20 protein-coding genes and 1 tRNA gene are annotated in these 18,079 nt (G+C 43.6%); 19 read left to right on the plus strand and 2 right to left on the minus strand.

The annotated features are described in order from the left end of the window. Positions 1-144 precede the first annotated feature (144 nt). From noc to BK126_RS19040, 5 genes are all read left to right on the plus strand, one after another. Positions 145-963, plus strand: a complete 819-nt coding sequence (gene noc, locus BK126_RS19020; RefSeq protein WP_076314143.1) for a nucleoid occlusion protein — start codon at positions 145-147, stop codon at positions 961-963. A 193-nt stretch (positions 964-1,156) separates the two neighbouring features. Next, positions 1,157-1,918 carry a ParA family protein gene (locus BK126_RS19025; protein WP_076314144.1) on the plus strand — a complete coding sequence of 254 codons (762 nt, stop codon included), beginning with the start codon at positions 1,157-1,159 and terminating at the stop codon, positions 1,916-1,918. Beyond that, positions 1,911-2,759, plus strand: coding sequence for a ParB/RepB/Spo0J family partition protein (locus BK126_RS19030; RefSeq protein ID WP_076314145.1), 849 nt, complete (start codon positions 1,911-1,913; stop codon positions 2,757-2,759). The genes BK126_RS19025 and BK126_RS19030 overlap by 8 nt, the downstream gene beginning before the upstream one ends. 120 nt (positions 2,760-2,879) lie before the next feature. Next, the gene (locus BK126_RS19035; RefSeq protein WP_076314146.1) at positions 2,880-4,043 is read left to right on the plus strand and encodes an aminotransferase class V-fold PLP-dependent enzyme; all 1,164 of its coding nucleotides are present in this window, start codon (positions 2,880-2,882) and stop codon (positions 4,041-4,043) included. Positions 4,044-4,105: 62 nt separating this feature from the next. Further along, on the plus strand, positions 4,106-4,606 hold the full coding sequence (locus tag BK126_RS19040; protein ID WP_076314147.1) for a DUF4446 family protein: 501 nt from the start codon (positions 4,106-4,108) through the stop codon (positions 4,604-4,606). Here the strand turns inward: BK126_RS19040 and yyaC are convergent. Continuing rightward, a complete protein-coding gene (yyaC, locus tag BK126_RS19045) occupies positions 4,581-5,186 on the minus strand; it encodes a spore protease YyaC (protein ID WP_076314148.1) in 606 nt (201 codons plus the stop codon). The genes BK126_RS19040 and yyaC overlap by 26 nt on opposite strands. 105 nt (positions 5,187-5,291) lie before the next feature. On the opposite strand from yyaC, the gene BK126_RS19050 reads away from it, so the two are divergent. The 4 genes from BK126_RS19050 (at position 5,292) to BK126_RS19065 (ending at position 7,006) form a co-directional block, all read left to right on the plus strand. Continuing rightward, the gene (locus BK126_RS19050) at positions 5,292-5,567 is read left to right on the plus strand and encodes a putative Se/S carrier protein (protein ID WP_076314149.1); all 276 of its coding nucleotides are present in this window, start codon (positions 5,292-5,294) and stop codon (positions 5,565-5,567) included. Beyond that, positions 5,567-6,658 (plus strand): mechanosensitive ion channel family protein, encoded by a 1,092-nt coding sequence (locus BK126_RS19055; protein WP_083655981.1) that lies wholly within the window; start codon positions 5,567-5,569, stop codon positions 6,656-6,658. Before BK126_RS19050 ends, BK126_RS19055 begins: the two co-directional genes overlap by 1 nt. Beyond that, positions 6,648-6,860 carry a DUF951 domain-containing protein gene (locus tag BK126_RS19060; protein ID WP_076314150.1) on the plus strand — a complete coding sequence of 71 codons (213 nt, stop codon included), beginning with the start codon at positions 6,648-6,650 and terminating at the stop codon, positions 6,858-6,860. Before BK126_RS19055 ends, BK126_RS19060 begins: the two co-directional genes overlap by 11 nt. Before the next feature lie 54 nt (positions 6,861-6,914). Further along, positions 6,915-7,006, plus strand: a tRNA-Ser gene (locus BK126_RS19065). Positions 7,007-7,500: 494 nt separating this feature from the next. On the opposite strand, the gene BK126_RS19070 is transcribed toward BK126_RS19065, so the two are convergent. Further along, positions 7,501-7,695: a YjzC family protein gene (locus BK126_RS19070; protein WP_076314151.1), complete on the minus strand. Its 195-nt coding sequence runs from the start codon at positions 7,693-7,695 to the stop codon at positions 7,501-7,503. A gap of 218 nt (positions 7,696-7,913) precedes the next feature. On the opposite strand from BK126_RS19070, the gene rpsF reads away from it, so the two are divergent. From rpsF to BK126_RS19120, 10 genes are all read left to right on the plus strand, one after another. Beyond that, entirely contained in the window at positions 7,914-8,204 is a 291-nt protein-coding gene (gene rpsF, locus BK126_RS19075) for a 30S ribosomal protein S6 (RefSeq protein WP_047912571.1), read from the plus strand. 50 nt (positions 8,205-8,254) lie between these two features. After that, positions 8,255-8,743 carry a single-stranded DNA-binding protein gene (gene ssb, locus BK126_RS19080; RefSeq protein ID WP_076314152.1) on the plus strand — a complete coding sequence of 163 codons (489 nt, stop codon included), beginning with the start codon at positions 8,255-8,257 and terminating at the stop codon, positions 8,741-8,743. 19 nt (positions 8,744-8,762) lie between these two features. Next, entirely contained in the window at positions 8,763-9,035 is a 273-nt protein-coding gene (gene rpsR / locus BK126_RS19085) for a 30S ribosomal protein S18 (RefSeq protein ID WP_047912573.1), read from the plus strand. A 140-nt stretch (positions 9,036-9,175) separates the two neighbouring features. Further along, positions 9,176-9,802: a M15 family metallopeptidase gene (locus BK126_RS19090; RefSeq protein ID WP_076314153.1), complete on the plus strand. Its 627-nt coding sequence runs from the start codon at positions 9,176-9,178 to the stop codon at positions 9,800-9,802. 958 nt (positions 9,803-10,760) lie between these two features. Next, complete coding sequence (locus BK126_RS19095) at positions 10,761-12,530, plus strand: ABC transporter substrate-binding protein (protein ID WP_076314154.1); 1,770 nt, start codon at positions 10,761-10,763, stop codon at positions 12,528-12,530. A gap of 77 nt (positions 12,531-12,607) precedes the next feature. Next, positions 12,608-13,573, plus strand: coding sequence for an ABC transporter permease (locus BK126_RS19100; RefSeq protein WP_076314155.1), 966 nt, complete (start codon positions 12,608-12,610; stop codon positions 13,571-13,573). Between the two features lie 12 nt (positions 13,574-13,585). Then, the gene (gene opp4C, locus BK126_RS19105) at positions 13,586-14,509 is read left to right on the plus strand and encodes an oligopeptide ABC transporter permease (protein WP_076314156.1); all 924 of its coding nucleotides are present in this window, start codon (positions 13,586-13,588) and stop codon (positions 14,507-14,509) included. Between the two features lie 12 nt (positions 14,510-14,521). Beyond that, complete coding sequence (locus tag BK126_RS19110) at positions 14,522-15,499, plus strand: ABC transporter ATP-binding protein (protein WP_076314157.1); 978 nt, start codon at positions 14,522-14,524, stop codon at positions 15,497-15,499. After that, positions 15,496-16,509, plus strand: coding sequence for an ABC transporter ATP-binding protein (locus BK126_RS19115; RefSeq protein ID WP_076314158.1), 1,014 nt, complete (start codon positions 15,496-15,498; stop codon positions 16,507-16,509). Before BK126_RS19110 ends, BK126_RS19115 begins: the two co-directional genes overlap by 4 nt. Positions 16,510-16,892: 383 nt before the next feature. Beyond that, positions 16,893-17,825 (plus strand): D-alanyl-D-alanine carboxypeptidase family protein, encoded by a 933-nt coding sequence (locus BK126_RS19120; RefSeq protein ID WP_076314159.1) that lies wholly within the window; start codon positions 16,893-16,895, stop codon positions 17,823-17,825. The last annotated feature ends 254 nt before the right edge of the window (positions 17,826-18,079 follow it).

Raw genomic sequence — 18,079 nt, forward strand, 5'->3', positions numbered from 1 at the left:
GAGCATCAACACCATTCCTACTGATATTTTTAACTTTTACATACTCAGGTGTAGCATGCTGTAATTCTTTGTATACCGAAGCGAAGGTAAGACAGTGAAGTGTCCTTCAAGGCACTATTATGAAATTAGGTGGTAATATACGGAATGAAAGAACAATTTTCTAAGTTATTTGGTTTGACGGAACGCAGTGGCGGGGATGAAGTAAAGCAAATTCCGATTAACGAAATTGTCAGCAGCCCGTATCAGCCCCGTACGATTTTTGATGACGAGAAGATTGATGAGTTATGCCAGACGATCAAAACGCATGGTGTTATTCAGCCGATTGTAGTCCGTATTCGTAATTCCCAGTATGAGATTATTGCGGGTGAGAGACGCTGGCGTGCCGTGAAGAAGCTTGGAATGGACCATATCCCAGCGATTGTAAGAGAATTTAATGATTCTCAAGCGGCTTCTATTGCTCTCATTGAAAATCTGCAGCGTGAAGGGCTTACGGCCATAGAAGAAGCAGTTGCCTATCAGAAGTTAATAGACTTACATCAGCTGACACAAGAGAGCCTTGCACAGCGTCTTGGCAAAAGTCAGTCTACGATTGCGAACAAAATCAGACTCCTGCAGCTTCCTGAAGAAGTGAAGAATGCACTGATGGAACGTAAAATTTCGGAGCGACATGCCAGAGCTTTATTGTCACTGGATCAATTGGAGTTACAGCTGAAATTGTTAGAAGAAATCATCAGCAAAGAGCTGAATGTTAAACAAACCGAAGCAAGAGTTGCTTTTTATAAGGAAGCGACAACCGTTAAGAAATCCAAACGTATCTCCTTTACAAAGGATGTGCGACTGGCACTAAATACGATTCGCCAATCCATAGATATGGTGTCTGGTTCAGGCATGGATATTAAGACGAAGGAATCGGATCATGAAGATCATTACGAAATTGTGATTCAGATCCCTAAACGCAAGTAATGAATAGTTCTTGAGCGGCAATTCAGCCGCTTTTTTAGATAGCAGAGTAGAGTAGAAGGCTTACTGAGTTTGAGACTTTTGTCTGCAAATCTAGTATGAAATGACAAACTTACAAATGAAGTGGTCCAGGCTATCTATCTGAATCATGTATCTCATACCCCAAGGAATGACTTCTATATTTGAGGTGAACGAAGTGTCGAAGATTATTGCCGTAGCAAACCAAAAGGGCGGAGTAGGGAAGACCACGACTTCTGTCAATTTGGGCGCGGGAATGGCCTCGTTAGGTAAACGAGTGCTTCTCGTAGATATAGATCCCCAAGGGAATACAACCAGCGGAGTTGGTATTAACAAAGCAGATGTAGCTCATTGCATTTATGATGTGCTTATTGAAGAGATTCATCCTAGAGAAGCGATAGTCGAGACAAGTATTCAAGGCCTGCATATTATTCCAGCGACAATCCAGCTTGCAGGCGCAGAAATTGAGCTTGTATCAACGATATCGCGTGAAGTCAGACTTAAGAAATCACTGCAGCTCGTTAAGGACGAGTATGATTATATCCTCATTGATTGCCCTCCATCCTTGGGCATGCTCACCATTAATTCGTTAACAGCTTCCGATTCGGTCATTATCCCTATTCAGTGCGAGTACTATGCGCTGGAGGGATTGAGTCAGCTGTTAAACACCATTCGCCTTGTACAAAAGCACTTGAATACCTCACTGCAAATTGAAGGTGTCTTATTGACGATGTTCGATGCACGTACTAATCTAGGTATACAAGTGATTGAAGAAGTGAAAAAGTACTTTCAACAGAAAGTATACCAGACAATTATTCCGAGAAATGTACGTCTGAGTGAAGCTCCATCACATGGACAATCCATTATTACTTATGACCCTCGTTCCAGAGGAGCTGAAGTATATTTAGAGTTGGCAAAGGAAGTGATCTCATATGAGTAAGCGTTTGGGTAAAGGCTTGGATGCACTTATACCTTCGCTTTCGATTAACGAAGATGACAAGATTGTGGAAATACCACTGAGCCAGCTGCGAGCAAATCCATACCAACCTAGAAAAACGTTCGATGAAGATTCTATTCAAGAGTTAGCTGAGTCGATTCGACAGCATGGTGTAATTCAACCCATTATTGTACGAAGTGTACTGAAGGGCTATGAAATTATTGCAGGAGAACGTCGTTTTCGCGCATCCCAATTCTGTGGCAAATCTACCATACCTGCGGTCGTAAGAAATTTTACGGAACAACAGGTCATGGAGATTGCTCTGATCGAGAATTTACAACGAGAAAACTTGAATGCGATGGAGGTAGCTGTTGCATACCAAGGGCTGATGGATCAATTTTCTCTCACCCAAGAAGAGTTATCGATGAAGGTAGGTAAATCAAGATCCCATATCGCCAATTTTTTACGATTGCTCGCGTTGCCTGAGGAAGTAAAGGAGCATGTTTCACGTGGAACATTATCCATGGGACATGCGAGAGCTATTGTGGGAATCAAGGAGCAAAAGGTTGTTAAAGAATTGGCAAAGCAATGCATCCAGCAACAGTGGAGTGTACGGGAGCTAGAAGAAGCCGTACAACAATTGGATCGCAAGAATGAAGATCAAAAGGCAAAGGTAAAACAGAAAAAGAGAGATCCATATATTGAAAATGTAGAAGAAAGCCTGCGTAATCGATTCCAAACGACAGTAAAGATCAAAGCCAACAAAGACAAAGGTAAAATCGAACTGAACTATTACAGTCAACAAGATCTGGAAAGATTACTTGAGCTGTTGCAATTGCAGTAGGTAGGTGCGACCAAAAGATAGGCAAGGTAATGAAGGGTGTTCGTTTGAGGTGACATATCGTCCTCTTACCGTAAGGGAAGATGAGGTATGTCATTTGTTGTGTTTAGGGAGGAATGACATATGAAGGGGAACAGAGAAGGTATCGTCTATTTAGACCATGCTGCCACGTCTTGGCCGAAGCCGGAATCAGTGAAAGAAGCGATGCTGCAGGCGATGGACATCGCAGGGGCCAACCCAGGTCGGGGAAGCCATTCTATGGATGTACAAGCCAGCAGAGTATTATTTAATACGAGAAGGAAACTGGCAGAGTTGTTCCATATTCATAACCCGAATGATATTGTGTATACTTTTAACACAACACTTGCCTTAAATATGGCGATCAAGGGAATTGTGAATTCAGGGGATCATATCATTACCACGATGATGGAGCATAATTCTGTCCGAAGACCGATCGAGTATCTGAAAACACACAAGCAGGTAGAAGTAGACTATCTGCCTCTTGATGATCAGGGACAAATCTCCATTTCCATGTTAGAACAAACCATTCGACATCGTACGAAGCTGATCGTTGTATCCCATAGCTCGAATCTATTAGGAAGTATTCTTCCCCTTGAAGAGATAGGACGAATAGCTAGGAAACATCAAATTCACTTTCTTGTCGACGCTGCGCAAAGCGCTGGAGTTCTAGATATTGATGTGGAACGAATGAGTATAGATATGCTGGCTTTTCCTGGGCATAAAGGATTGCTCGGTCCGCAAGGTACCGGAGGGCTATACATTCATCCCTCGATTGATTTAGAGCCCTTGATCCATGGTGGAACCGGAAGTCAATCGGAAGCGATTGATCAACCAACCGTAAGACCGGACCGTTACGAATCGGGGACCCCCAATACGATCGGTGTTGCTGGATTAGGTGCAGGTGTAGATTATGTACTGGAGATGACGACGGAGCAAATCTATCAGCATGAATGGAAACTAACACAGCTGCTAATGGAGGGTTTAGGTACAATTCCTGGTATTCAGACGCTGGGTCCAGACCTGGGAGAACCGAGAAGTGGACTTGTTGCATTCTATAGTGAGAAGATAGATGCTGCAGAGCTTGCCTTTACATTAGATAGGCAGTTCGGTATTGCAGTTCGTGCAGGGTATCATTGTACTCCACTTGCCCATGAAAGCGCAGGTACAGCGAAGCAAGGTGCAGTCAGGGCTAGTTTTGGTGTAAACTCTAATGAGAGAGAAGTGGCCATATTGCTTGCTGCTGTTCGTGAGCTGGCGAATAGGTAAGTAAGGATTCTGCATGAGTCCCAAAAGAACAATGTAAAAGACGTTAGGAGTAGGAGCAATAAATGACAGAAATGAATGAGCTGATTCTGGAACAACTGCCTTTGATTGTGTTTGGGATTGTATTGGTGCTGATCATTTTATTGATCATGTTGATTGTGCAGACAGCTAAAGTCAGTAAGCTGCGCAAAAATTACAACAAGTTTATGTCCAGTACGGGCGTAGAAGATTTGGAGTCCCTACTATTGAACCTGAAGGTGCAGATGGATGCGATTGAGGACGAGCAAGGTGCGAATAAAGACATGGTTGCCAGAATGAATAAAAAACTTGATCGTATTCAAGGAAAAATGGGTATTAAACGTTATAATGCTTATGGTGACCGTGGAGCCGATCTGAGTTTTTCCATTGCTATGCTGAACGAGAAAGAGGATGGGCTTGTCCTGACTGGACTCTACAATAGAGATGGCTCCTACGTATATGCCAAGCCCCTGCAAGGGGGAGAGTCCACATATACGCTCTCAAACGAAGAGAAGGAAGCCATTACTCTTGCACGGCAAGCAGAGTAGAACGATTATGCCATTCTACTAGCGCAGCATACAGGCTGTGTGCAATGATGTTGGACATCCGGACAACAAGACTTAGCCGAGTATTCTGCAGAACGAAATATTCCATGAAGCCGCCGACATTGACGATCCCTGTTAAGTGGATATCGCCTACCGGCGGCAGTTCTTTATTTACACCTGCTCCTGGTTTAAGCGGACCTGACGCAACCTGAATGCAGCCCACACTGGAGGCTTGACCTAAACAGGCGTCAATCCCGATAATATAGGGATCTGTGTGCTTGCTGTATATCATTGTGAGCGTATCCTGAAGATTCATGGCGTGAACCGGATCTTCCAGCGTCCCATAGAGATGGAAGAAAGGACTGTTATGCTCGGATAATGCAGTTCCAACAAGTGGGCCCAGGCAGTCGCCTGTAGACCGGTCGGTGCCAATGCATACGATAACGATCTCTTTGTGATTAGGTGCCTCAAACAGGTGAAATAATAAACGATGAATAATAGCTGAATGTACTCCCGGATCGGTATGCTGTAGCTTTAAACCAGGCATGTCCTGTAAATTTATCGCTTTTGGAATCCGATTCATAGCGCACTATCTTCCTTTCGTGCTTGGATTAGTAGTAAATAGTATATGGAAGAAGCTTGGTTTTTATACTTCGTACCATTCGTATTGATAGACTGGAGGTAGAGGATGGAGTTGTGGCTGACCATCGCATTTGATTCAACGCAGCAGGCACTTCGCGCAGAAATGCTGCTCGACTATGCAGGAATTGATATCGATACCTATCCAACGCCGAAGGAAATAACGGCAGGCTGCGCACTGTCCATCCAGTTTCCATCGGAGGATTTAAGACAAGTCCATCAAATCATCGTGAGTGAAAAAGTGGAGATTCGCGGCATCTATGAAAAAAAAGGTGCTGAGTATATACAAGTCGATTGTTGTGAACACGAAGGGGAGGAGTATTAATGTGGTTTGAAGCATCAGGAACGACTCCTGAAACGGAAACAAATGAAACACCGGAAGAGACTTCTGGAACGGCCGGCACAGCCCCGACGGAGGAAACTACCGATACCGGAACAGATACAGGAGGAACCGCTCCTTATCCATCGGCTACCCCCGATGACGGAACACTCACTGAAAATGTAGGGGAAGCCGTTCAAGGGACCGTTGATGAAGCCAAGCGTTTAAGTGATGTCTTCTGGAATTGGGTCACGGACACCAATATGTGGATTCATTACGCAGGAATTGCACTACAGATCATTATTGTATTTATTCTGACCCGGATTGCGATTAAGGTGCTTCATAATGTCATTGATCGGTCGCTGCTGAATCGGCAGTCAGAGAGAAGAATCAGAATCAATAAAAGACGTGTAAACACAGTAGGCGAGCTGCTCAAAAATGTGGTATCTATCGTATGTAACTTCATTCTTGTACTCCTCATTTTATCTCAAATGGGTGTGAATCTCGGGCCTGTACTCGCCAGTGCTGGGGTACTCGGATTAGCGATCGGTTTCGGTGCGCAAAGCTTGGTCAAAGACATTATTACCGGATTCTTCATTATATTAGAGGATCAGTTCGCGGTGGGTGACGTTGTTCAATCAGGGACGCTGAAGGGAACAGTGGAGGTCATTGGTCTTCGAACGACGAAGATTGTTAGTTTTACAGGAGAAGTGCATATTATTCCTAATGGAACCATTACGACGGTAACCAACTATTCGATGGCCAATTCCCGTGCGGTTGTGGATATCCCGATGAAAGGCGAGGAGCAGCTGGGAGAGAGCATGAGAATGGTGAAGGAAGCTGTTCAGAACCTGTCTGAGCGTAACAGCAATGTCTTAATGGTTCCGGAGGTGGTTGGCATACAATCCATGACAACCGCTGAATATGTAATTCGAGTAGTGGCGGAGTGTCTGCCCAATGCCAATCATGAAGTGGAACGTCTAATTAAAATGGATGTAAAAGAAGCACTGGAACATAAGGAGAGCGTAAGGCTTGCTGAACTAGAAGCCGCCGCAGCTACTGAAGATAATACGGGGGATGGTTCGAATGGAGCGTAAAGTGTTTAATCTGGGGGACATCGTTCAGATGAAAAAGCCGCACCCTTGTGGAAGCAACGAGATGGAAATTATTCGTATGGGCATGGATATCCGAATTAAGTGTGTAGGCTGTAAACATAGTGTACTTGTACCACGCGCTAAGTTTGAAAAAAATTTTAAGAAAGTGCTCCGCTCGGCTGAGGATCCGCAAGGGCAAGCGTAGGCTCAAACAGTGCTTGCCAACAGACAAGCAAAAGTGTATAATATAAAGTGCTGCGGAAAGGTACCCAAGAGGTTATAAGGGGACTGACTCGAAATCAGTTAGGCGCCTTGCGGCGTGCGAGGGTTCGAATCCCTCTCTTTCCGCCACACCATTTAACTGTTAACTATATAGAGATTAGGCCCTGCATTGAATGCAGGGTCTTTTGTCGTTATGGACGTGAATGTCAAGGGTGCCTGATTGTTGCTTGTTATCTATAGTCACCAAAAAAGGACCCTTTCGGGTCCTTTATGGGGGGCAGTGCATTTTTTTAAAGAAAACATCTTCTACGACAGCTTCAGTTAGAAGCTCGGTGTACTGCTACGCAATACCAGTGCATCTGAATCCATAATTACTTCATCAATTGCACATTACCTTCCGCTTCTATCGCCACGTTAAAGACCCTCCTTCAAATGAATAAGTCCGGCTCTGTCTTCAAATCATCCAACGGAACCACACCTCTCTGTGAAGCACTGCCTTGATTGTATTATATCCGCATCAGCGAATTATAACCGGGAATTATATTGGTAAAGCTTGGATTCACAAAGATCGAGCTTGCTTACGTATAACATGACCATTCTGATCCCTTTTTCTGCTCATCGCCTTAGTGAACTCGGGCTTTGGTCAGCTTCTTCCATTTTCGATTATGGTTTGAGGTTTCAGGGAAAGTCTCCCCTTTTTTGAGATTGATTCGCTTCGGATCGTTGATCTCGGTATGGAAGCTTCTTTCACCAATCTCCGTGTACTCTCCATCATTAGGTGCTTTGTCTCCTGGTTCAAACTCGGTTTTTTCACCCATTTGAAATGCCCTCCTTCAATATTCTGATTGAAAAATTGTGTCACATTGGCTATTGTGCACAGTCTCTTGGAGGAACATGTCTGATCAACATTGGTAAAAGAGAACATGTGCTTGCACTCGTTTATTGAAAATGGTATATTGATATGGTGCGAGTTTAATCTCGTTCCTTGCTCTTAAGCGATGACTTGAGGGCCTTAAGTCCATAAGGAGGTGCTAGTATGCGCAAATACGAAGTGATGTACATTATTCGTCCTGACATTGAACAAGAAGCTGTTCAAGCTGCAGTCGAAAAATTCCAAGGCATCATCTCCAACGGCGGTGGTGAAATTACAAAACACGACGTTATGGGTAAACGCCGTCTTGCGTATGAGATCAAGAAATTCCGTGATGGTCATTATGTGTTGGTTAACTTCACTGCTGAACCAGCTGTCGTTTCTGAAATGGAACGTATCATGAAAATTTCTGACGAAGTAATTCGTTATCTCATCACGAACGACGTTGTTGCTTAATTCGTTTCAAGTGATTTTGTAAGAACTACGCTCAGAAGGAGGGGATTAGATTGTTGAACCGAGTCATTCTGATCGGCCGGTTAACTCGTGACCCAGAATTGCGGTACACACCTGCAGGGGTAGCCGTAACGCAGTTTACCATTGCTGTAGACCGTCCGTTTACAAGCCAAGGCGGGGAAAGAGAAGCTGATTTTATACCGGTCGTTACCTGGAGACAGCTGGCGGAGACTTGCGCAAATTATTTGCGTAAAGGCCGTTTGACAGCCGTCGAAGGGCGCATCCAAGTAAGAAACTACGAGAATAACGAAGGAAAGCGTGTATACGTAACCGAAGTTATTGCAGATAACGTTCGTTTCTTGGAATCCAACCGTGATGGCGGCAACGCGAATAATAACGGTGGTGGTATGCGTGAAGAGCCTTCTTATGGAGGCGGCGGCCGCGGGAATAATAGCAATAACAATTTCTCACGGAGCAATCAGGATCCTTTTTCCGATGACGGAAAACCGATTGATATTTCGGATGATGATTTGCCATTTTAATTAGGAAGGACTGAATAGCATGAGCTTCAAACAAAGAGAAGGCGGAGACAACGATAAAAGACCGGCTCGCCGCGGCGGCCGTAACAAACGTCGTAAAGTGTGCTTCTTCACTGTTAACAAAATTACTCACATTGACTATAAAGATACGGATCTGCTTCGTAAATTTATCAGTGAGCGCGGAAAAATTTTGCCACGCCGTGTAACAGGCACAAGCGCAAAATACCAACGCATGTTGACGATTGCAGTTAAACGCTCCCGTCAAATCGCATTGCTTCCGTACACAACTGAATAGTTAACGATTCAGTGAACGGGAAGGACAGTCTGCTACTTAGCAGGCTGTCCTTTTTTTGTAGGGTTGTTCCTGGAATGGTAGAACGAATATAATAGAATACATAGCTTTCATCATTCATCTAAAAAGCTTGAGGAGTGGTTATGAACAGACAGCGGCAGTATAAACAGAAGCGAAGATCTAGTGGGCCTATTTTTTTTGTTTTTCTCGTATTGGGCCTTATCTATTATATCTCTCAAACGGAATCATTTAATATAGATTGGGGGAGTCCTAATCTATTGTTTGAAGAGGACGAGCCAAAACATGTAACAGAGCTCCATCCTGAAGTGGCGGCAAAGAAATCACAGCTGGTGGAGCTAGCAAAGCAAAAAGGAATACAAATTATGATAACAGAAGGTCACCGCAGTGAAGAGAGGCAAAATGAGCTGTATGAGCAAGGTAGAACGACGGAAGGCCAGATTGTCACCTCTGCTCGTGGAGGGGAATCCTATCATAATTATGGCTTGGCGATAGATTTTGCAATCCGGATATCTGAAGACAAAGTGATATGGGACATGGAATATGATGGGAACAACAATGGTGAATCCGACTGGATGGAAGTCGTCGCCATTGCCAAAAGTCTTGGGTTTGAGTGGGGCGGGGACTGGGCCAATTTCCCTGATTATCCGCATCTGCAGTATGACTTTGGCTATAGTATCGCTGAACTACAGCGCGGGAAGAGACCCCCAGGTTATGAGATCGAGCCAGAGGATTTGGAAGCAAGCGAATAACTCAATTAATTATCAATTTTACACTAAGTAAGAAAATAAGAAATATAAAAGAAGTAAGCTCTGCGCATGATAGAGCTTACTTCTTTTCGTAGTATGTGATGAAATGGTAGCAGCCCCCATCATTTTTAGAATTATTCGTGGGATTCATCATTTTTGACTTGAAATTAATAAAGATAATTGTATAATAGGAAAAAAGTTCTATTATAATCAACAAATATAATAGAACTATAAAGCATATGTTAATTTACTTTGAAGAACCTGAACCACGCTAGTTTATCACACCAATCCACTTTCCACCTCATTTCAGAATCATCATAGCAGATAAATCCAAATCAACAAAGTTAATTTTGTGTTATATAATATAACATATCTTAACACATTTTAAGCTGAATCCAGCTAAGTTGTGTGAAAGGCATGTCATGTTTAGAGTTAAAAACCGATATTTTAAGAAGAAAGTCCTCAACACAATCTAGAAGTTTAGATCTATATAATCAGGTCTATATACCCCGTCACAGGTCTTTTAAACAACATTTTTAATGAAAATATGAAAAAATTATTGACGTTAGTAATATTTACACGTATTATTACAATAACTTATTTAGATTTGAAAATGTAGGTTCATCTTACATTTATTGACCTTTGGTCTAAAACTTCCTATCCTTTTCACATTTTGACCTCATAGACTTAGCAATAAGACCATCGATTTATTTAGATTCACTCCACAACTAGAGAAGCTCACATCTTACGAGACTAACCATCAACGTTTAAACAATATTCACTCTACACATCGTCCTATCATTTACAAACTAGCATTTCGCTCTATTTCTTTCATTACACAACAGTGCATCATGATTAAATTTACTCACCTCTGTAATTATTCATGGATAAGTATTCATACATAATTATCCTGATAATTTATAAGCAACAAGCATTATAGAATTTTACGAGGAGGATTTTCATGAGAAAGAGATTTTCGCTAATGCTTGTGATCATGCTCATGCTGGTTACTGTGCTGGCAGCATGCTCCGGCGGATCAACAGCTGAAGAACCAACGACGGGGGAAACACCTGCAGAAACAACTGAACCGGCAGAGACACCAGAAGAGCCGGCAGAAGAGCCAGCAGCAGAAGATGCTACGCAGAATGATGGTTTGTTTGAAGCGGCAGATATGTCGATGAATCCAGGAACAGCAACAAACCGTACCGACACATTAATTGTAGGGATTACATCCCCTGCAGGTATTTTTAATCCTCTCTTTGCAAGTACAACCTATGATATATGGGTAAACGATCTTATTTTTGAATCCTTCCAAGGTATTAATGCTGACGGCACTTACTCTCCTCGACTTGCGGAGAGCATCGAGGTTAGTGAAGATGGTTTGCAATACACCTTCAAGCTGAAGCCAGATCTGAAATACACAAACGGTTCTCCAGTAACCGTAAATGACTATTACTTAGCTCTTAAAATGTACCATGACAGCAGCTATGATGGTCAGTCTGATCCACTCTCTTGGAAGATCAAAGGTGGACAAGAGTACTATGATGGCAAGGCAGATGAAATCTCTGGTGTAACCATTGTTGATGATCACACGGTTCAAGTTGAAGTTACAGAAGCAACAGCTTTGACGCAAGTAAACTTGGCAGGAGTTCCATTTATTCCATCTGATTACTATGGTAAGTCCTATACCCAAGGCAACCTGGATGGAGTCAAGGCTCTGAATGACAAGCCAATCGGTTCTGGTCAATATGTATTGAAATCCTTTGCTCCCGGTCAAGAGGTTGTATTTGAAGCAAACCCGGATTACTACTTGGGAGCACCAAAAATTAAGAATGTAATTTACAAAACGACTACCGACGAAACAAGACTTGCGATGCTGGAATCCGGTGAAATCGACATGGATATGCTCACAGTCGATGAAGATAACGTTGAAATGGCTCAGGCCCTTGGATTCTTGGATCTGAACATCTTCCCAACGAACGGATATGGATACATCGGTATGAATCATACAAGTCCGAAATTCTCTGATGTGAAAGTGCGCCAAGCCTTGGTTTATGGCCTTAATCGCGCTGAGATTGTAGAAGCGGTATACGGCAAATTTGCTGATGTTATCAATATTCCACAATCCAAGCAATCTTGGGCTTATACCGAAGAAGGCATTGAAGCCTATGCATTTGATACCGAAAAGGCTAAAGCACTTCTAGACGAAGCAGGCTGGACTGTAGGTGCGGATGGTATCCGTGAGAAAGACGGTGAAAAATTTAAAATCGACTTCTCCGCGACAGCGGATAACGTCGTAGTAGATGCACTTCTTCCAATCATGACTGCGAACTATAAAGACCTTGGCATTGAAGTCGTAGCTGAAGTGCTTGATTTCAACGCTATTACTGAGAAGGCTGAATCAGGAAACTTTGAAATGTTCTTTATGGCTTGGGGCTTGACTCCAGATCCAGATACAACTGTTTATACAACAGACGGTGCTCAGAACCGCCTTGGATACTCTCATCCAGCCTATGATGAGCTGGCAGCACAAGGTAAAGCAGAACTTGATCTCGAGAAGCGTAAAGAAATCTACGCTAAGGCATATCAAGAGCTTAATGCAACGATTCCGGATATCTTGATGTACCAAAGACGTGACGGCTGGGCGATCAATGGCCGCATTAACGGCCTAGAAATCACACCTTACAAAGACTTCACTATTGATCTGTACAAAGCCGAAATCGGAGAATAATTAAATCAGCATGATAACGATAAGCTCAGCTCTGGCAAGAGCTGAGCTTATCTACTTTTCTAACCGGGAGGAATATTATGAAGCAGTACATTATCCGGAGGCTGCTGCAGATGATTCCGACGATGATCGGAATCACCATTATCTTGTTTGCCATAACAGCATTGGTGCCTGGAGATTTCATTACCTCACAGCAAAACCCGCAGATGACAGAAGAAAGAGCGGCTCAGCTTCGTGCAATATATGGTCTGGATAAACCCCTAGTAGAGCGGTATTTTACTTGGGTAGGCAATATGCTTACCGGGAACATGGGTGAGTCACTTCAGCATAAGCGGGCGGTAACAGATGTTATTGGAGATTATGTGTGGAATTCTTTCGTGCTAGCCTTTTTCAGTATGATCTTCAGCTGGATTATTGCCGTATTTACAGGCGTATTCTCTGCTAAATTTCAATATTCTTTCTTTGATAAAGTGGTAACTTTACTTGTGTTCCTATGTATGTCGCTTCCTTCCTTTTTCATTGGACTCGTATTAATTAAGTTTCTTGCTGTTGACCTGGGATGGTTCCCAGTGGGGGGAATGAGTTCAGCAGGGGCGTCAAATATGTCAATTTGGACATATTTTTTAGATGTTGTAAATCATAGCTTCCTTCCAATACTCGTACTGACCATGCTAAGTACAGGAACTCTGACTCGTTATTTCAGAACAAGCATGCTGGAGGTTATTCGGCAGGATTACGTTCGAACGGCCCGTGCTAAAGGGTTGAAAGAGAGAACCGTTATCTTCAAGCATGCGCTTCGTAATGCCATGCTTCCTGCTATTACGCTGATGGGATTTGAACTTCCCGGATTATTTGGAGGAGCCATTATCCTTGAGAAAATATTCGTATGGCCTGGTGTTGGACAAGTGTATATGGAGTCAATCAATATGCGGGATTATCCATTTATGCTTGGTTTCACCGTCTTCATCTCGGCACTAACCTTAATAGGTACGCTGCTGTCGGATGTACTATATGGAACCGCAGATCCTAGAATAAGGTTAAAGTAGGAGGAGATTACATTGGCGATTGAGGCTGCACCCCTTAAGTCGAATACTCAAGTTCCAGTTAAGCGGCCAGATTCTCCGTGGCGTATATCATTACGTCGATTTACTCGCAATCGGCTCGCGGTAATGGGACTTTTAATTTTAGTCTTTATGGTTTTGTTCTGTGTGTTTGGTCCGATGATGTCCCCGTATAGCTTGTCAGACTATTCTGTAGCGAACAAGAATCAGCCGCCGAATACACAGCACTGGCTGGGTACGGATAAGCTCGGCCGCGATATTTTGCTTCGAATTATGCTGTCTGGAAGAATATCTCTTTTAGTTGGATTTGTAGCTACTTTTGTTGCTGTTGTGCTTGGATCTGTACTCGGTGCCTTGGCAGGATTTTATAGAAGATTTGTAGATACGATCATCATGCGTGTTGCTGAAATCTTCATGGCAATTCCGTCGCTACCGTTGTTGATCATCATGGGCGCGATTTTGTCTGATTTGAAGGTCCATCCGGATTATCGAGTTTACTTCCTAATCCTGATTATGGGTGTCATGGGATGGACAACTTTATCAAGAATGGTACGCGGCCAGATTCTTTCTCTCCGCGAGCAGGAGTTTATGCAGGCGACAGAAGCGCTTGGACTTCGGGATAGTCGCAAGATCTTCAGACACCTCATTCCGAATACAGTACCGATCATTATCGTTACTTCTACACTGCTTGTGGCGAGCATGATCTTGAGTGAATCAGCACTCAGTTATCTGGGTCTCGGCGTAGTGCCGCCAACTCCATCTTGGGGCAATATGATATCCGATGCCAATAGTCTGATTGAATTCCGTAAGAGACCTTGGGTATGGATTCCACCAGGGGTTTGTATTCTGGTAACAGTAATAGGCATTAACTTAATCGGTGACGGGCTTCGTGATGCGCTCGATCCTAAAATGAAAAAGTAGGGAGATGCGAACATGGCAAAAGAACTTGTAGAATTTCGCAACTTAAAAACGCATTTTCATACATCCGCCGGGATCGTCAAAGCCGTAGATGACGTCAGCTTTACTATACGAGAAGGCGAGACCGTATGCGTCGTTGGGGAATCTGGCTGCGGCAAGAGTGTTACTGCAATGTCACTCATGCGCTTGCTCGATACTCCTTCTGCCGGAGGAGAAATCTTGTTCGAAGGCAGAGATCTATTGAAACTGAGCAATAATGAAATGCGCAAGCTTCGAGGCAACGAGATATCGATTATATTCCAGGAGCCGATGTCTTCCTTAAACCCGGTTCTCACGATCGGGGAGCAGATTAGTGAACCGCTCATGCTGCACCAGCTGCTCGATAAGAAGGAAGCACGCAAGAGAGCCATTGAGCTGATTAGTCTGGTGGGTATTCCGCGTCCTGAGGTAATTGTAGACTCCTATCCTCATGAACTGAGTGGAGGTATGCGTCAGCGGATTATGATTGCGATTGCCCTCAGCTGTAATCCTAAGCTGCTGATTGCCGATGAGCCGACCACAGCGCTTGATGTTACGATCCAAGCTCAGATTCTCGATCTGATGCGGGATATTAAAGAGAAGTTCAACACTTCGATCATGCTCATTACCCATGATCTTGGTGTTGTAGCCGAAATGGCAGATTACGTTGTCGTTATGTATGCTGGAAAAGTCATCGAGGAAGCTTCCGTATATGAGCTGTTCAGAGAACCGAAGCACCCTTATACCAAGGGATTACTTAAAGCAAAGCCAATTATTAACCAAAGACAAGAGCGTCTCTACTCTATACCAGGCCAGGTACCTAACCCTGTGGACTTGGAGAATAACTGTCATTTCCATGATCGCTGCGAGTTCTGCATGAGCATTTGCCGTGAGAAGGAGCCGCCGCTTCGAAAGAATGAGCAAGGACATAAAGTGGCTTGCTGGCTGTACGAGGAGGAGGCGAAGGTACGATGACAGAAGTAACTAGTGCGACAGTAACTGAAGTAAGACCAAGTAAATTAGCAGAACCGCTTATGGAGGTCAAAAACCTCAAGAAGTACTTCCCGATCACAGGCGGTGTATTTCAGCGCCAGGTTGGGAATGTAAGAGCGGTAGATGATGTATCATTTACGATCTATAAAGGCGAATCCTTTGGACTGGTCGGCGAGTCTGGCTGCGGCAAGAGTACGATTGGCAGAACCATTCTTCGTCTACTGGAGAAAACAGAGGGAAGTGTTCTTTTCAAAGGCCAGGATATCCATAAGCTGTCTAAACAGCAGCTGAGAAGCATCCGTCCACAGATGCAGATTGTATTTCAAGATCCCTTCAGCTCCCTGAATCCACGAATTAAGGTTGGAGAAGCAATTGGTGAGGCACTGCTGGATCATAAGCTTATTCCCAAAAAAGAGCTTCGGGAGCGTGTAGAAGAAATTCTTCGGATCTGTGGTCTGTCGAGCTACCATTATAATCGTTTCCCGCATGAGTTCTCAGGCGGTCAGCGTCAGCGTATCGGGATTGCGCGCGCGCTCATCCTTAACCCTGATTTTATTGTGGCGGACGAGCCTGTATCTGCTCTGGATGTATCCATCCAGGCTCAGATTATTAACTTGCTGAGTGATCTGCAGGCAGAGAAACAGCTCACTTATTTGTTCATATCCCATGATCTTAGTGTTGTCGAGCATTTGTGCAACCGAATCGGAGTCATGTATCTGGGCTCGATGGTAGAGATGGCTAGTAAGGATGATCTATTCCAGAATCCACTTCATCCTTATACCAAAGCACTGCTGTCTGCTGTGCCGATTCCAGATCCGACAATCAAACGGGAGAGAATTGTGCTGAAAGGCGATATTCCAAGCCCGGCGAATCCGCCTTCGGGCTGTAAGTTCCATACACGCTGCCCGCTCGCTTCGGATATTTGCAAGCAGGAAATTCCAGAATATCGCAACATGGGCAATGATCACTATGTTGCATGTCATTTTGCATAAATAACGTTACAAGCTTGGGTTTGGGGTCCTGCTTGCGAACGGACAATATTATCAGTTGAATTGTTAAGGAGCATCATTTCCATATCCGATAGGGTAGAGGAGATGATGCTCTTTTTTTTATTGGATTATATGGAAGCAGGGCCAAGGGAGGACCAATGAATCAAGATGCATAGTTCCATAAAAAGCAGGTGTTTTTGAAGCAGTAAAAAATTGGAATGAAAAAAAGAGAAAAAATTTTAAAAAAGTGCAGACAAAATTGTCATTTCATACGTCTATATATATAGAAGTGTTTAATAAAAACTATAACGAGAGTCAAATACATAGAAGAAAACAACATCAACATATGAAATGCGGCGTATTCAGGAGAATGGGGGACAAGCTATATGAAAAAGTGGATTTTGCGAAGCAGTGCTATAGTCGTTATTCTTGCGCTGTTTGTGATTATCATCAGACCGGGAATATTAGTCGGGAAGCCCGCCATTCAATCGAATGCTGCATTGTTGATGGACGCAAATACAGGAGAAGTCATTATGAACATCAATGGTGATGTTCCGTTGCCAACAGGGAGTATTACCAAATTGATGACCCAGCTGATCATCATGGATGAGATCTCAGCAGGACATATTTCCTGGAATGATCAAGTTGAAATCAGCCAGAATGCTAACGATGTCGAAGGACAGCAGGTGGCGCTTAGCCCAGGAGATCAGTTTACAGTAAGAGAGCTGCTTGAAGTTGTATCGGTATATTCGGCGAATGATGCGATGGTTGCTCTCGCTGAGCATGCTTTGGGATCTGAGGATGTATTCATTGATCGAATGAATGACAAAGCCAAGGAATTAGGGCTCTCGGTCCATACGATATATCATAATGTGACAGGAAATACTTCCTCGGCAGGTGGCCCTACAGACAATTATATGACTGCGAGTGATATTGCGTTATTATCAGCCCATCTCATTCGGGAGCATCCGGAAATTCTGAAGATGGCAAGTCGTCCGCAAGTGGAATTAAAGGGTAAAGGCCTCTACATGAGTAATACCAACTGGATGCTGGAAGAGATCAGTGGACCTTACTCCTATGAAGGGGTAGACGGACTCAGAACAGGATATACAGAGGAAGCCGGATACAGTTATGCAGGGACTGCCGAGCAGAACGGCAAGAGGCTCGTTGCGGTCGTGCTTGGAGCCGAGTCACAGGAACAACGATTTAACGAAGCTAGAGATTTGCTAAACTACGGATATTCACACGGATACACGGCGGGAGGTTGGCATAAGCAGTGGGCATTGGCACTGCGGCAGGCCGTCGACCGAACCATATAACATTGAGTTAGCCAAAACTAAGGACAGACGGATAGCCGCTACAATAGAAAGGCATGATTAGTGAAGAGCAGGGAGACAACAGATACCTTGTTCTTTTTTATTTTTCAAAGCGAGCTGAGGGTGTTCAATTTACAATATATATCATATTAGAAATATAAATGCCTAAAATATATGTTTATAGTTACATAATTTTTTCTTTACTTTTGAATTTATAGGCGTATGATAATAATTGACTCTTGGGTTAATTATAGATC

Origin of the sequence: Paenibacillus sp. FSL H7-0326, assembly GCF_001955535.1 — a bacterium.
In the GTDB taxonomy this organism is placed as follows: Bacteria; Bacillota; Bacilli; order Paenibacillales; family Paenibacillaceae; genus Paenibacillus; species Paenibacillus shunpengii.

Coding starts and splice junctions, on each gene's coding strand:
- BK126_RS19070 (WP_076314151.1), bottom strand. CDS start 7,695: ATGGGTGAAAAAACCGAGTTTGAACCAGGAGACAAAGCACCTAATGAT.
- BK126_RS19110 (WP_076314157.1), top strand. CDS start 14,522: ATGGCAAAAGAACTTGTAGAATTTCGCAACTTAAAAACGCATTTTCAT.
- BK126_RS19115 (WP_076314158.1), top strand. CDS start 15,496: ATGACAGAAGTAACTAGTGCGACAGTAACTGAAGTAAGACCAAGTAAA.
- BK126_RS19055 (WP_083655981.1), top strand. CDS start 5,567: ATGTGGTTTGAAGCATCAGGAACGACTCCTGAAACGGAAACAAATGAA.
- BK126_RS19035 (WP_076314146.1), top strand. CDS start 2,880: ATGAAGGGGAACAGAGAAGGTATCGTCTATTTAGACCATGCTGCCACG.
- BK126_RS19060 (WP_076314150.1), top strand. CDS start 6,648: ATGGAGCGTAAAGTGTTTAATCTGGGGGACATCGTTCAGATGAAAAAG.
- BK126_RS19030 (WP_076314145.1), top strand. CDS start 1,911: ATGAGTAAGCGTTTGGGTAAAGGCTTGGATGCACTTATACCTTCGCTT.
- BK126_RS19050 (WP_076314149.1), top strand. CDS start 5,292: ATGGAGTTGTGGCTGACCATCGCATTTGATTCAACGCAGCAGGCACTT.
- BK126_RS19100 (WP_076314155.1), top strand. CDS start 12,608: ATGAAGCAGTACATTATCCGGAGGCTGCTGCAGATGATTCCGACGATG.
- rpsR (WP_047912573.1), top strand. CDS start 8,763: ATGAGCTTCAAACAAAGAGAAGGCGGAGACAACGATAAAAGACCGGCT.
- yyaC (WP_076314148.1), bottom strand. CDS start 5,186: ATGAATCGGATTCCAAAAGCGATAAATTTACAGGACATGCCTGGTTTA.
- BK126_RS19090 (WP_076314153.1), top strand. CDS start 9,176: ATGAACAGACAGCGGCAGTATAAACAGAAGCGAAGATCTAGTGGGCCT.
- noc (WP_076314143.1), top strand. CDS start 145: ATGAAAGAACAATTTTCTAAGTTATTTGGTTTGACGGAACGCAGTGGC.
- BK126_RS19040 (WP_076314147.1), top strand. CDS start 4,106: ATGACAGAAATGAATGAGCTGATTCTGGAACAACTGCCTTTGATTGTG.
- BK126_RS19120 (WP_076314159.1), top strand. CDS start 16,893: ATGAAAAAGTGGATTTTGCGAAGCAGTGCTATAGTCGTTATTCTTGCG.
- BK126_RS19095 (WP_076314154.1), top strand. CDS start 10,761: ATGAGAAAGAGATTTTCGCTAATGCTTGTGATCATGCTCATGCTGGTT.
- rpsF (WP_047912571.1), top strand. CDS start 7,914: ATGCGCAAATACGAAGTGATGTACATTATTCGTCCTGACATTGAACAA.